Genomic DNA, 12,866 nt, shown 5'->3' with positions numbered 1-12,866 from the left:
CCGGAAAGAACGCCCCCTTTCCGGTGTCTTTTTCAGCGCTCCGCTGACATCAAAAAATAAATATAAAAAATGGAACCTCAATCCAATGGGCGGAATGGGCATTATTTTCCTTGGGTGCTAAGTTGTACGCGAATGGGAATATTCGTACAGATTTGGATGAATTTAAACAGATCCTCATTTTTAATAAATTTAAATTAAAAAAGATAAATCACTGGTAATGAAAGAAAAAAATGCATTTTTAATGCCACTTATGTTGTCAGGTTTTGCAAAGTTAAACACTATTCCCGCCAACTCCACTAAGGTTATATAAAGTGCGATTGACTGAAGCGGCGCTGAAACCTCGGTGCTGCTGTTTAATTAATGAGGCTCTTTTCATGACTGTTAAAACGTTAAATGATCTTTTCATCCACGACCTGTCAGATGTTTACAGTGCAGAAAAACAGATTGCCCGGGCTCTGCCAAAAATGGCGCGCGCTGCCAGTGATGAAAACCTGGTTGCTGCGTTTAATCAGCACCTTGAAGAGACACGCGGGCAAATTGAGCGTCTGGATGAATTAGTTGAGGCCACGCCCGAGGTAAAAATTAAACGTATGAAATGTCATGCGCTGGAAGGGCTGGCGGAAGAAGCACAGGAAATTATCGAGTCGGTAGAAAAGGGAGAGGTACGCGATCAGGGATTGATCGGAGCGGCGCAAAAAGTTGAGCATTATGAAATCGCGACCTACGGTACCCTGCAGGCGCTGGCACTCAAGCTAGGCTACACCAAAGCGGCGAAGCTGCTGGCACTGACGCTTGAGGAAGAAAAACAAACCGATGTAAAACTCACCACTCTTGCTCAGGCGATCAGCACGGTTGAAGGAGCAGCAAAATGACCACGGCGATTGAAAACTATCATGACTGGCTACGCGATGCGCATGCCATGGAGAAGCAGGCCGAGAGCATGCTGAGCAAAATGTCGGGCCGCCTTGAGCACTACCCGGCACTGGAACAACGCCTGGCACAGCATCTGGAAGAAACCAAACATCAGCTTCAGCTGCTCGAGCAGCTGCTGGATCGTCACGGCATTGACCACTCCATCATGAAAGACGTGATGGGAAAAATGGCGGCAATGGGGCAGGCGATCGGCGGTATGTTCACCTCTGATGAAGTCGTGAAAGGGGCGATGAGCGGCTATGTGTTCGAGAACGCAGAGATCGCCAGCTATACCAGCCTGATTGCGGCAGCAGAACAGGTCGGTGACAGTGAAGGTGTCAGAGTGCTGAGCGAAATTCGCAATCAGGAGATTGCGATGGCTGAATGGCTGTTCCAGCATCTGCCTGAGGTGACGCAACAGTTCCTGCAGCGCTCCGCGCAGCCGGGCGTTGAAGCGAAGAAATAATGCGTTTGCGGTGCCGCAGGCGGTAAAAAGCCGGGAAATGTTCCCGGCTTTTTTACGTGCTTCTGCGGCGGTTAGTCAGCCATTAAATGACCGTACATCGCCATCAGGCGACGCGTTACGCCGTTTGTCCAGCCGAAGCCGTCCTGTAACGGATATTCGCCACCGCCGCCCGGGCGGGCACGATCGCCGCTGATATCGTACTTTTCTACCAGCTTATGGTGCAGCTGGTAGAAATTGTTCACCGTGGTCAGCCAGTTAACGGCAATCTCGTTCGCCAGCGACTCTTCCCCGTAGTTGTTTAAGCCCACAACGGCCATCCACTGCATGGGCGCCCAACCGTTCGGTTTATCCCACTGTTCACCGCTTTCCACCATTGAGGTCAGCAGGCCGCCGTTGCTGAGCAGCAGGTGGCGCAGGGCGATAGCTTGCAGGTGGGCCTGATAGGGCGTTGCCAGCCCGACAAACAGCGGCACGACGGCGGCGGCGGTAAAGGCACCGAAGCGCGCACGGCGCCAGTCATAATCGCGAAAGACTCCTGCCGTGCTGTCCCACAGGTAACGGGTAATCGCCCGCTTACGCGCCTCGGCCTTTTTCTGCCAGGCCAGCGCAGTCAGCTCTTCACCTTTAGCATGCGAGAGCGTGGCTATCATCAACTCAAGCTTGTACAACAGCGCATTGAGATCGATAGGGATAAATTGTGTCGTGCGAATACTGGCCAGGCGTTTTGGGTTACGCAGCCAGCGTGACGAGTAATCCCATCCCGATGCCGCCCCTGCGCGCAGATCGCGGTAAACTTCGCTTGCCGGACGTTTTGAATGACGCGCCGTTTCCACATCTTCAATCCAGGATTCGTCGCGCGGCGTATCGCGGTCGTCCCAGTAGCGGTTCAGCAGCGAGCCGTCAGGCATTCTGACCACATGGCGGTAAGCCTGGTTTGGCATCAGCGAGCCCGCGCCATCCATCCAGAACTGATACTCTTTCATCAGTTGCTCCAGATAGCGCTGAGAGCCCTGCACACCATCTTCTTCGAACAGCTCAACCATCAGGGCGAACACCGGCGGCTGTGAGCGGCTGAGGTAATAGGTACGGTTGCCGTTTGGGACATGGCCGTAGTTATCGATCAGCCACGCGAAGTTGTCCGCCATGTGGCGCAGCAGGTCGTCGCGGCCCGACTCCGCCAAACCAAGCATGGTGAAGTAAGAGTCCCAGTAGTAGGTTTCACCGAAGCGACCGCCCGGTACGACATAGGGTTTGGGCAACGGCAGCAGCGATGAGTGCGGCATATGCTGCTGCGGCATTTTGGTCAGCACCGGCCACAGATCGTCAATATGCTCGTTGAGCGTCTTGTCGGGATTCGAGACGTAAAAGCTTTCATTAATGCCCGGCATATAAAAATGCTCAGCAACAAAACGCGACAGGTCGAACTCCTTGCTGCGCTTTTGACGACGATAGCGCATCAGCACATCCAGAGGATCGTACTTAGGCGAGCAGTCGGGGAAAGTTTTACTGTCCTCGAAAATGCCTGACATCTGGACGGCTTCGAACAGCTCAAGGTAGCGATCGGCAGGCGTCAGCGCATCCGGAGCCGGTAAGCCTTCAATCAGCTCCGGCTCGGGTTCAGAATCTTGCATGCGGTCCAGCTTTAGTTCATGGGGATCGTATTGATACTCAACTTCCGCCCCGGCACGATTCTCTTCGAATGCATTGAGTTGCTGGCGATAAGTATTAATAACGGCCTCCTGAGCGAACGGGGTTGCACAAAGAAGGAATTATAGACCTCTCGCAGGCAGGAACAACAATGCAGATTGTCTATGAACGTAATAAAAATTGTCTATTAATCGTATGCATTGAATAAAACACAGTCAATTCAACTAAATATGGCGGGTTTAGCCGTAAATGCATTTCAGATGAATCTCTTAGGTAACAACGAAATAAATTTTAATCTACCCGGAGGGTAATGTTTATGACGCAGGTGAAGGTGATAATACACAAAAATGTCACGATGGAGCACAATGGCGTGAACAAGACCGCGAAGGACAATTTAGCGTGAAACCTTATACCTTACAGCGTCTCACTGACCGGGATATGGCGGCATTTCGGACTATCAGGCTTGACGGGCTCAAGCGTCATCCCGCTGCCTTTGGCGCAGATTATGACACTGAGCGTCATCAGCCTGACGCGTTTTTTGCGGCAAGGCTACGTGAAAACTGCGTGCTGGCAGGAGCAGACGATCGGGGCCGGTTGGGTGGCATCGTCGGTGTGCGCTTTAATGCCGCGCAGAAACAGCGCCATTACGCCACTATCTGGGGAATGTATCTGTGCCCGGAATGGCGTGGAAGCGGGCTGGCAAAGGCGTTACTCACGGCCGCGATAGCCGAAGCCGGTGAATGCTGCTGCCTGAAGCTCGCCGTGAGCACCACCAATACGGCGGCCGTCCGGCTTTACCGCTCGGCAGGGTTTCAGACCTATGGCACGGATGTGGCCGCGCTTTATGTCAACGGCGTTTATCACGATACCTTGCTGATGCGGCTGGACAAAGAACCCGAACGCTGAGCAATAAGCCTTACGTGCTTCGTCACCCGTAGAACTAACGGGCGACGTGAAGTGTGCGTCAGCTCAGGCTGATGTTGAACAGGCGCTGAAGGGCGAGTTTGCCGCTGTCTGTCACAACCAGTTCCCGGTATCCCGGCGCCTGAACCAGCCAGTGCTTTTGCAACAGAAAGCGTAACAAGGCGGCACCCACTTCGCCTCCCGCATGGAAGCGTCTTTCACTCCAGTCCAGGCAGGGACAGCAGGCTTTTCGCCGGGAGCGGGGCGCAAGCGCAATCCCTGCATTTGCGAAGTTAGCTGTGCCACGTGGCGTGAGCCCAGTGCCGTCCTCACATATCCAGCCTTCCAGTTGCAGAAAATCATAGATGGCTACGGCAATTTCGCCGGCCAGATGATCGTAGCAGGTTCGGGCTCGCCTCAGACGGTTTGGCGTCGTGGTTTTAAGCGGGGTGCCGGGCGCTACTGAAACGCCCATCAGATTTTCCAGCAGGCTGGCAACCTCGCGACCGGCCAGGCTGTAATAACGATACCTTCCCTGCACCACACAGACGAGCAGGCCCGTCTCAAGCAGCTTATTCAAATGGCCACTGGCGGTTGACGGGGCGATATCGGCCACCACGCTCAACTCGGTGGCGGTCCAGGCCCGGCCATCCATCAATGCACAAAGCATGTGCATTCTGGAGGCATCTGCCATCGCCGAGGCGACCACAGACATGCTGATCTCCAGCGAGGGCTGATTATCCTGATGATGGCGGGAAGGGATCAGTTTCATTCTGTCGCGCATGTCCATTGACGGGTCAGGTTGCCAGCCCGCAAATCGTCATCTGTGAGCAGGATGAGGCGGTTACTGTGATCGCTGTACTGAACGCATATATTAATGCCGTTTTGCGCAATAATCCGCGCAATTTCGCCCAGCTCCCCCGGCCGCGCCTGTGCCAGCTTTCTGATGAGTGGCTTTTTAACGTCCCTGACGTCAAAACCGGCCTGCGACAACACCTGTTGGGCTTTGGGGCCATCTTCAACAAGGAAGTGGGCATGGCTCTCCTGGGGCGTAGAAAACACACCGCCCCCTTCCAGACCAATGCCATGCTGGCCGAGAAGCGTGCCAAAGGCGGCAAGCGCGCCTGGCGTGTTGCTGAATACGACATGAATATCAAACATGATGACGTCCCTCTGGCCCTGAATAGTCGCGCATCACCTGAGCAACGCGTATCCGGTAATGTGAAAAAATATGGCTTTTACCTTCTTCCTGCGCTGACTGATGTTCTCTGTTTTCTCGCCAGTTTTTTACCGCACTCTCATCTTCCCACCAGGAGAGCGATAAGATCTTTCCGGGCGTGCTCAGGCTCTGGAACCTTTCAATCTGGATAAACCCCGGTAATTCAGCCAGCCCGGGCGACAACTCAGCCGCCAGCGCAAGATAGCGTTGTTGCGCTGCGGGTAAGGCTTCTGCTTCAAAAAGAACAGCAATCATTTTAGATCTCCATGAGTAAGCATGCGGGCAGTTTACGCGCGGCAGAATGCGATGCTTCGGCGTGTACCGAACAATGGCGTGCTCCATGTGGAGAAGGGCAGGGCGAGAAGAGAGAAGGGACGTGCGCCTGGCAGAGTAAAACCCGACAGGGGAGAAATCCGCCGTTGCCTGCCGGCGACTCTGCTCCGGTAAACAACGGCGCGATCGCAGGGCAAAACGCCTGCGATTCGGCTGATCTTATCCTTGTACCAGCGTGGTGCGAATCACGTCCTGGTAAGGCGTGGTTGGACGACCAATAAGCTGGCTCAGCGCGCGGGAATCATCGAACAGACCGCCCTGAGACGCGCCGACATCAGAGTCCGCCAGTAAGTCCGCCAACGGCGCCGGTAAGCCTGCGCCTTTCAGCGCCGCCGCAAAGTCTGCCTGCGGCAGGTTAACGTAATCAACCTGCTCACCGCTTTGCGCGGCAATCTCAGCGGCAAATTCAGCCAGGGTGTAGCTGTGATCGCCTGCCAGTTCGTAGACCTTCCCTGCCTGATCGTCACGAACCATCACTTCAGCCGCCGCATCGGCATAGTCCTGACGCGCAGCAGACGAAATCCGTCCTTCGCCCGCCGCACCAATGAACGCATGATGTGCCAGAGCAGGTGCGATGCTCGCTGCATAGTTTTCCGTGTACCAGCCGTTGCGCAACAAGGCATAAGGCACACCTGACGCCGCCAGCATGGCTTCGGTTGCGCGGTGCTCGATCCCGAGCGAAAGCGGAGAGGTATCCGCATGCAGCAGGCTGGTATAGGCAATAAATTTCACACCTGCGGACCTGGCGGCCTCAATAACGGCTCTGTGTTGAGGTTCACGCTGGCCGACTTCGCTTCCCGAAATGAGCAGCAATTTTTCGACCCCTGCAAAGGCGTCCGCTAACGTCTCAGGTTTATTGTAATCCGCCTCACGCACGTTAACGCCCAATGCGGCAATATCCGCCGCTTTAGCAGGCGTGCGTACGGTGGCAACAATCTTGTCTGCCGCAACTTTTTTGCTCAATGCATCAATGACTAAACGGCCCAGTTGGCCAGTGGCACCCGTAACAGCGATCATGAGGTTACTCCTTAAGATGACAGTTGGTAAAAGGCAGCCTAAGCGATAAACTAACTTTTAGTAAGTACTTACAGAATTGTTAGCATGGGGTGAAAGCGTTAAATGTCTGAAAAACTGAGCGAAAAATTTAGCCGGGGCGAGTTGCTCAATGTTAACTGTCCGTCACGCGACCTGTTAAAGCGTATCACCAGTCGCTGGAGCGTGCTGATCCTGCTCGCGCTTAAAGATAAAACGCTGCGATTTAGCGAACTCCGTCGTGCGGTGGGGGGCGTCAGTGAACGTATGCTGGCCCAGAGCCTGCGCTATCTGGAAGAGGACGGCTTTGTGCAACGTATAGCCCATGATGTCGTGCCGCCGCATGTGGAATACCGCCTGACGCCGCTGGGGCGTGAAGTCGGGGAGCAGGTCGTAGGGCTGGCAGACTGGTTAGAAGAGAATCTTGAGCGCATCCTGTCTCACCGCGAAAAGGACACTGCCGCTGAATAGCCTGTTGATCCTGACGGGCGAGCGCCTGCCGGGACGAAGCGACGTTCCCTGACCAGACGATGCCCGCTAACGAATGCGCAACGCTTAGCGGAGATAAACCGTCGGCCTTATCTGCAACCTGGCGGTGATATCCCGTAGCTTTTAACATCATTTTTACTACTGCGGTTATTTTGACAAGGCTGCCCCCGTAAATAATGGCACTGCCAGTTAATGAACACCGGGTCATTTACATGTTCGATATTTTTTTAACATAAATAGCAAACTAATCCAGGCCGCCTGCGGCGGATAAACGCTTTTTTACAGTTCATTAAATATGTCCCAATTTGAAAAATAACCTCAGAAGGGATAGATAAGATAAATACCCTGCTAACGATATAAAAAAACACATAATTTCAGTGTGGGATGTGCATTTTAGCCCGAGACAGGTGCGCGGAGTTGCGCTGAATAACAGCTAAAAACAGCGGGTTGCGCGTTTTTTTGTGCTAAGCCTGTCTGGACAGGAACTCACTTTTTTATCCCCTAATTTAATAACAATAATGTCACAAAGCTACGCTGTAATTAACCTTTCCTCGTTGTTTTTTAAATAAAAGATCTTTCAACAAAAAAATGATCTAAATCAAAAAATACTGTTATAGTTTTTACTTATCCAATTGTCTCTGTTTCACCAAGGCGAAGCGTTTTACATTCGCCATGGAATTTTTCTGTGCAATGGAATGACGTTCTTTGTACATAAGTTGTTAATTATAAGTAACTATACGGTGTTCTATGTGGCAAAGAGGTAAGCAATGTTTGGATTAGATGCCTTTCATCTCGCCAGGATCCAGTTCGCATTTACTGTTTCCTTCCATATTATCTTTCCAGCCATCACGATCGGCCTGGCCAGTTTTCTGGCTGTGCTGGAGGGAATGTGGCTCAAAACGCGTAATCAAACCTATCGCGATCTCTATCATTTCTGGTCAAAAATATTTGCTGTCAACTTCGGCATGGGCGTGGTGTCCGGGCTGGTGATGGCGTATCAGTTTGGCACCAACTGGAGTGGCTTTTCCCAGTTCGCGGGCAGTATTACCGGCCCCTTGCTGACCTATGAAGTCTTAACGGCGTTCTTCCTGGAAGCCGGTTTTCTGGGCGTCATGTTATTTGGCTGGAACCGCGTCGGTCCGGGCCTGCACTACTTTGCGACCTGCATGGTGGCGCTCGGCACGTTGATTTCGACGTTCTGGATCCTCTCGTCAAACAGCTGGATGCAAACCCCGCAGGGCTACCTTATTCAGAACGGCGTTGTCGTGCCGGAAGACTGGTTTAAAATTGTCTTTAACCCCTCTTTCCCTTATCGCCTGCTGCATATGTCTGTAGCGGCCTTCCTGGCCAGCGCCTTCTTTGTCGGCTCCTCCGCCGCCTGGCATTTACTTAAAGGCAACGACAATCCCGCCATTCGTAAGATGTTTTCGATGGCGCTGTGGATGGCCCTGATTGTCGCACCCGTTCAGGCAATGATTGGGGATGCGCACGGGCTTAATACCCTGGAGCACCAGCCGGCAAAAATTGCGGCGATTGAAGGCCACTGGGAAAATCCGCCGGGTGAGGCAACACCGCTCATTCTGTTTGGGCTGCCGGATATGGAGGAGGAGCGCACCAAATACGCGCTGGAGATTCCTTACCTGGGCAGCCTCATCCTGACGCACAGCCTGGATAAGCAGGTGCCGGCGCTAAAATCCTTCCCGAAGGAAGATCGTCCAAACTCAACCATCATCTTCTGGTCATTCCGCGTGATGGTGGCGCTGGGGCTGCTGATGATTACGCTGGGCGTGGTCAGCTTGTGGTTGCGCTATAAAGGTCGCCTGTATCAGTCACGTCCCTTCCTGTGGTTTGCCTTGCTGATGGGCCCTTCCGGCCTGATTGCCATTTTAGCGGGGTGGTTCACCACCGAGATTGGCCGTCAGCCCTGGGTGGTTTATGGCGTGCAGCGCACTATTGATGCGGTGTCACCGCATGGTGAAATGCACATGAGTATCAGCCTGCTCGCCTTTATCCTGGTTTACTCCTCCGTATTCGGTGTGGGTTATCACTATATGATGCGGTTGATTAAGCAAGGTCCGGTCACGGGCGAAGGCGATATTGTTGAAACGGGTGGTCCCGGCCAGATTAAAACGCCAGCACGTCCGCTCTCTGCTGCCACTCACAAGAATGAGGAGCGTTGAGATGGTTGATTACTCTGTTATCTGGTTCGCGATTATTGTCTTTGCTGTTCTGATGTATATCGTGATGGACGGTTTCGACCTGGGCATTGGCCTGCTGTTTCCCTTTAATAAGGATGCAGGTGAGCGCGACATGATGGTGAATACCGTTGCGCCGGTCTGGGATGGTAATGAAACCTGGCTGGTGCTCGGCGGTGCGGGCCTGTATGGCGCTTTCCCACTGGCCTATGCGGTGATTGCGGATGCGCTTTCCATTCCGCTGACCGCGATGCTGATTGGGCTGATATTTCGCGGCGTGGCATTTGAGTTCCGCTTCAAGGCCGTGGAGCATCACCGGGTTTTCTGGGACAAGTCGTTTATCGCCGGTTCGCTGCTGGCAACCTTCAGCCAGGGCGTTGCGGTGGGTGCCATGCTGGATGGCATTCCGGTATCAGGTCGTAGCTTCGCCGGGTCCACACTGGACTGGCTGGCGCCGTTCCCGCTGTTCTGCGGCGTAGGACTGGTGGTGGCCTATGCACTTCTGGGCTGTACCTGGCTCATTATGAAAACCGAGCATGAGCTGCATCGCAAGATGTCCGCTCTGGCAACGCCGTTGCTTATCGCGCTGCTGGTGATTATCGGCGTGATCAGCATCTGGACGCCGTTTACGCATGAGAATATTTCGCACCGCTGGTTCAGCATGCCGAATCTGTTCTGGTTCCTGCCGGTGCCAGTCCTGGTCGTGCTGAGTGCCTGGGGGCTGAGAAGGGCGATCAAGCGTGAGGCGCACTATTCGCCTTTCCTTCTCACCTTAGCGCTGATTTTCCTGGGCTTCTCAGGTCTGGGTATCAGTATCTGGCCGAATATTATTCCGCCATCGGTATCGATCTGGCAGGCGGCGTCACCGCCTCAGAGCCAGGCCTTTATGCTGGTGGGTAGCCTGCTGATTATCCCGATGATCCTGGGCTACACCTTCTGGAGCTACTACGTGTTCCGCGGAAAAATTAAAGCAGACGAAGGATACCATTGATATGCAAACCCAGGTCGACAGCAAAGAACGTCAGAATGAAACCCGGTCGCCGTGGTGGAAACGTGTGCTGTGGCTGGTGGTCATCTATGGGGCAAGTGTGCTGGCGCTCGGTGTGGTGGCCACGCTGTTCAGAATGATGATGACCGCCGCCGGTATGCGAAGCCACTGAGAATTTCTTCTCCGTACGTTTCTTAACCGCAGTACGCGCGCTTTACGCCAGGCTGCACTCTGCCTGTCTACTCAGCCAGCCTTCGGGCTGGCTTTTTAAATAGTAACCCAGGCAATTAATGCGCTTTTTGCCTTTCCACCCTCTCGTTTACCCGGTGCTTCATTACAATCCCTAAGGCTTTTTGTTACTCTTTTATGACGAATTTCCCTTCTGTTTTCTGTTCATACATCAATGCTAAGTCAAACCATAAAAAAACAGCATATTAATGATTTAGTCGACTGGATTGAGGCCAATCTCACCAACGACATCAATATCGACCAGATTACCCTCAAGTCTGGCTACTCCAAATGGCATATGCAGCGTCTGTTTAAAGAGATGACCGGGCAAACCCTGGCGGCCTATACCCGAAAACGACGCCTGACTCTCGCCGCCATGGCGCTGCGGCTGACCCGGATGCCGTTGATTGATATTGCGGTGCGCTTCGGCTTCGAAAATCAGCAGAATTTTAACCGGGTCTTTAAAAACCACTTTATGATGACGCCAGGCGCCTTCCGTCGCCACAGAGTCTTACCTGTGCGCCATTTTCACGGCCGCATTGCGCAGCGCGCACCAGTCAAGCAGGCGGTGCTGGTTATACGTGAAGAAGCCCTTCAGCTACAGGGTGAGACAGTGGAGTGGGAGTGCCGCTATGGCGACTATATAAGCGACCGCCATCATCGCGTTGCTGAGCAGGTGCGCCAGGTTGTTCGCGCCCGTCACGGGGCTGCGCAGGGCTGGCTGGGGTTCCAGTACGGGCCGGGAAACGGCTCTGTCGAGCAGCAGCATATTAGCCTGTTTCGTGGCCTGGAAGCACAGCAAACGGCTGATGCACATTCCGCCCTGCCGGTTCGCACCATTGCGCCAGGCCTCTACGCCAGCCTCGCGTGGAGCGGGTCGCCGGACCAGCTCACGCGCTTCATCGCAGACATTTATTATCTGCATTTGCCCAAGCTGGGCGTAGCCTGTCGGCCGGGGATGGATTTACTGTGTCTGGACTTGGCCCGAAGCACGCAGGACAGAATCGAAGGCGTATTTTTCATCCCGGTGACCCAGGGCTGAATGCACATAACGTGCGCCATAATGTGATAAAGCGCACGATTTTATAAGCGAATTAGCTGTGCAGGCGTAAAATTCTTCCTGAAGCTCACAGAGGCGCCATTACCACGGCTTTTATTTCTCTGGGCTGGAATATTCACCTGCTTTCTACGCCTTATCAGGCTAAAACACATGATTAAAATCTCTCAGATATCAGCGATGCTGCTGGCTATCGCGCTGTGTGCGGCCCCAACGTTGGCTGCCGCACAACTGACCGATCCTGCCAATGTGCCCACAGGGTTACATCCTGGATCGCAGGGGACGCATAGCGAGATACTCGGTGACAGCTCCCTGCCGCAAGGCAGTGGACAAAACCCGGCGCGGTAACCACGTTATTACCGCTATCCCCTTAAAAGGCGCCTGAGCGCCTTTTTCGTTTTCTGTGCTTCCTTCCTTTTTGTCCGTGTTTTTTCACAACGTATCGCATTTTTAGTCATTGTTCTTAAGATATATCATGGCTATTCTTAGCGGGTTTATATGAGAATGATTTCTATTTACTTAAGCGGCGCGAAAACAGCTTCTTTGCATGCAGCCGCGTTTACGGAGAGTCCTCGTGCCTACATCTTATTCCCGCCGCTTACCTGAACGCGTGCGTAACGAACTGCGCTTCCGCGCTATCCACGTCGCCGAGAAAACCCGAATTGCCGGGACGTTTTGGCGCATTGTCTTCACGGGCGACGATCTGAAGGGGTTTCATTCTCCCGGTTTTGACGATCACATTAAGGTCTTCTTTCCCCCTGCTGACGGCGCGCCGCTGGCACTGCCGACGATCAACGATGACGGTATTCAGTGGCAAGGCGGATTGCGCCCTGTCGCGCGCGACTATACGCCGCTGGCGTTTGATGGTGCGTCATCGCTGACGCTGGATTTTTATATCCACGACAGCGGTGTTGCCAGCGACTGGGCATCCCAGGCACAGCCGGGTGACAGATTGATCATTGGTGGGCCGCGTGGCTCTCTGCTGGTGCCAACGGATTATGCTTTTCAGCTTTACGTCTGTGACGAAACCGGGTTGCCTGCTTTCAGGCGGCGTAGCAGTAGTGTGGAGGCTCAGGCGCTGCATCTGTTTGCCTGTGCTGATGAGGTGACCGGACAAGCCTACCTGGGAGATACCGGTAATGCCTCTGTTAACTGGCTTGGCAGCGGCAAGATGACGCTGGCGGATTTACCACATTTGACGGCCGCGCTGGACAGGATCGCGATTCCGCAGCACGACGCTTTTATCTGGCTGACCGGAGAAGGGCAGTTCGTAAAACAGCTGTGTGACTATTTCACCACACAGCGCGGGGTTGACGCTGACCTGGTGCGCGCCGTAGCCTACTGGCATCAAAAACCCGCTGTCGTTCGTTAACTGAATTTAAGTGACCTGCCGTTGA

At 53.7% G+C, this 12,866-nt stretch carries 15 protein-coding genes; 10 read left to right on the top strand and 5 right to left on the bottom strand.

Annotated elements, in window-relative coordinates; genetic code table 11:
- Positions 1–374 precede the first annotated feature (374 nt).
- Entirely contained in the window at positions 375–872 is a 498-nt protein-coding gene (locus tag EL29_RS14510; protein WP_014594535.1) for a YciE/YciF ferroxidase family protein, read from the top strand.
- On the top strand, positions 869–1,378 hold the full coding sequence (locus tag EL29_RS14505; protein ID WP_013027125.1) for a ferritin-like domain-containing protein: 510 nt from the start codon (positions 869–871) through the stop codon (positions 1,376–1,378). The genes EL29_RS14510 and EL29_RS14505 overlap by 4 nt, the downstream gene beginning before the upstream one ends.
- 71 nt (positions 1,379–1,449) lie before the next feature.
- Here EL29_RS14505 and treF read toward each other — a convergent pair whose 3' ends face one another.
- Positions 1,450–3,108, bottom strand: coding sequence for an alpha,alpha-trehalase (gene treF, locus EL29_RS14500; protein WP_071785178.1), 1,659 nt, complete (start codon positions 3,106–3,108; stop codon positions 1,450–1,452).
- Between the two features lie 316 nt (positions 3,109–3,424).
- On the opposite strand from treF, the gene EL29_RS14495 reads away from it, so the two are divergent.
- Positions 3,425–3,931, top strand: a complete 507-nt coding sequence (locus tag EL29_RS14495) for a GNAT family N-acetyltransferase (protein WP_014605096.1) — start codon at positions 3,425–3,427, stop codon at positions 3,929–3,931.
- Positions 3,932–3,989: 58 nt separating this feature from the next.
- On the opposite strand, the gene EL29_RS14490 is transcribed toward EL29_RS14495, so the two are convergent.
- From EL29_RS14490 to EL29_RS14475, 4 genes are all read right to left on the bottom strand, one after another.
- Complete coding sequence (locus tag EL29_RS14490) at positions 3,990–4,718, bottom strand: ArsR/SmtB family transcription factor (protein WP_013027122.1); 729 nt, start codon at positions 4,716–4,718, stop codon at positions 3,990–3,992.
- On the bottom strand, positions 4,697–5,089 hold the full coding sequence (locus tag EL29_RS14485) for an amino acid-binding protein (protein ID WP_015699567.1): 393 nt from the start codon (positions 5,087–5,089) through the stop codon (positions 4,697–4,699). The genes EL29_RS14490 and EL29_RS14485 overlap by 22 nt, the downstream gene beginning before the upstream one ends.
- Positions 5,082–5,402: an antibiotic biosynthesis monooxygenase family protein gene (locus tag EL29_RS14480; RefSeq protein ID WP_015699568.1), complete on the bottom strand. Its 321-nt coding sequence runs from the start codon at positions 5,400–5,402 to the stop codon at positions 5,082–5,084. The genes EL29_RS14485 and EL29_RS14480 overlap by 8 nt, the downstream gene beginning before the upstream one ends.
- 237 nt (positions 5,403–5,639) lie before the next feature.
- The gene (locus EL29_RS14475; protein WP_014605100.1) at positions 5,640–6,497 is read right to left on the bottom strand and encodes an SDR family oxidoreductase; all 858 of its coding nucleotides are present in this window, start codon (positions 6,495–6,497) and stop codon (positions 5,640–5,642) included.
- 102 nt (positions 6,498–6,599) lie between these two features.
- Between EL29_RS14475 and EL29_RS14470 the strand changes: the two genes are divergently transcribed.
- The 7 genes from EL29_RS14470 (at position 6,600) to EL29_RS14440 (ending at position 12,841) form a co-directional block, all read left to right on the top strand.
- A complete protein-coding gene (locus EL29_RS14470) occupies positions 6,600–6,983 on the top strand; it encodes a winged helix-turn-helix transcriptional regulator (protein ID WP_022623138.1) in 384 nt (127 codons plus the stop codon).
- 785 nt (positions 6,984–7,768) lie between these two features.
- On the top strand, positions 7,769–9,181 hold the full coding sequence (locus EL29_RS14465; RefSeq protein ID WP_014594530.1) for a cytochrome ubiquinol oxidase subunit I: 1,413 nt from the start codon (positions 7,769–7,771) through the stop codon (positions 9,179–9,181).
- Between the two features lies 1 nt (position 9,182).
- Positions 9,183–10,187, top strand: a complete 1,005-nt coding sequence (gene cydB / locus EL29_RS14460) for a cytochrome d ubiquinol oxidase subunit II (protein ID WP_028715777.1) — start codon at positions 9,183–9,185, stop codon at positions 10,185–10,187.
- Position 10,188: 1 nt separating this feature from the next.
- Positions 10,189–10,356, top strand: a complete 168-nt coding sequence (locus EL29_RS14455; RefSeq protein ID WP_013027115.1) for a DUF2474 domain-containing protein — start codon at positions 10,189–10,191, stop codon at positions 10,354–10,356.
- Positions 10,357–10,587: 231 nt separating this feature from the next.
- Complete coding sequence (locus tag EL29_RS14450) at positions 10,588–11,454, top strand: helix-turn-helix domain-containing protein (RefSeq protein WP_028715776.1); 867 nt, start codon at positions 10,588–10,590, stop codon at positions 11,452–11,454.
- A gap of 168 nt (positions 11,455–11,622) precedes the next feature.
- A complete protein-coding gene (locus EL29_RS14445; RefSeq protein WP_015699569.1) occupies positions 11,623–11,817 on the top strand; it encodes a hypothetical protein in 195 nt (64 codons plus the stop codon).
- 199 nt (positions 11,818–12,016) lie between these two features.
- Positions 12,017–12,841, top strand: coding sequence for a siderophore-interacting protein (locus EL29_RS14440; RefSeq protein ID WP_014605103.1), 825 nt, complete (start codon positions 12,017–12,019; stop codon positions 12,839–12,841).
- Positions 12,842–12,866 lie beyond the last annotated feature (25 nt).

The sequence above is a fragment of the Pantoea ananatis LMG 2665 genome (assembly GCF_000710035.2).
GTDB lineage: Bacteria > Pseudomonadota > Gammaproteobacteria > Enterobacterales > Enterobacteriaceae > Pantoea > Pantoea ananatis.
The sequence above is the reverse complement of the archived record's forward strand: the minus strand, read 5'-3'. Positions and strand labels throughout refer to the sequence as shown.

Excerpts from the sequence above, each read along its gene's own strand:
- EL29_RS14450 (WP_028715776.1), top strand. The coding sequence starts at position 10,588 with ATGCTAAGTCAAACCATAAAAAAACAGCATATTAATGATTTAGTCGAC.
- EL29_RS14480 (WP_015699568.1), bottom strand. The coding sequence starts at position 5,402 with ATGATTGCTGTTCTTTTTGAAGCAGAAGCCTTACCCGCAGCGCAACAA.
- EL29_RS14475 (WP_014605100.1), bottom strand. The coding sequence starts at position 6,497 with ATGATCGCTGTTACGGGTGCCACTGGCCAACTGGGCCGTTTAGTCATT.
- EL29_RS14465 (WP_014594530.1), top strand. The coding sequence starts at position 7,769 with ATGTTTGGATTAGATGCCTTTCATCTCGCCAGGATCCAGTTCGCATTT.
- EL29_RS14510 (WP_014594535.1), top strand. The coding sequence starts at position 375 with ATGACTGTTAAAACGTTAAATGATCTTTTCATCCACGACCTGTCAGAT.
- EL29_RS14440 (WP_014605103.1), top strand. The coding sequence starts at position 12,017 with ATGCAGCCGCGTTTACGGAGAGTCCTCGTGCCTACATCTTATTCCCGC.
- EL29_RS14455 (WP_013027115.1), top strand. The coding sequence starts at position 10,189 with ATGCAAACCCAGGTCGACAGCAAAGAACGTCAGAATGAAACCCGGTCG.
- EL29_RS14470 (WP_022623138.1), top strand. The coding sequence starts at position 6,600 with ATGTCTGAAAAACTGAGCGAAAAATTTAGCCGGGGCGAGTTGCTCAAT.
- EL29_RS14490 (WP_013027122.1), bottom strand. The coding sequence starts at position 4,718 with ATGGACATGCGCGACAGAATGAAACTGATCCCTTCCCGCCATCATCAG.
- EL29_RS14505 (WP_013027125.1), top strand. The coding sequence starts at position 869 with ATGACCACGGCGATTGAAAACTATCATGACTGGCTACGCGATGCGCAT.
- cydB (WP_028715777.1), top strand. The coding sequence starts at position 9,183 with ATGGTTGATTACTCTGTTATCTGGTTCGCGATTATTGTCTTTGCTGTT.
- EL29_RS14485 (WP_015699567.1), bottom strand. The coding sequence starts at position 5,089 with ATGTTTGATATTCATGTCGTATTCAGCAACACGCCAGGCGCGCTTGCC.
- EL29_RS14445 (WP_015699569.1), top strand. The coding sequence starts at position 11,623 with ATGATTAAAATCTCTCAGATATCAGCGATGCTGCTGGCTATCGCGCTG.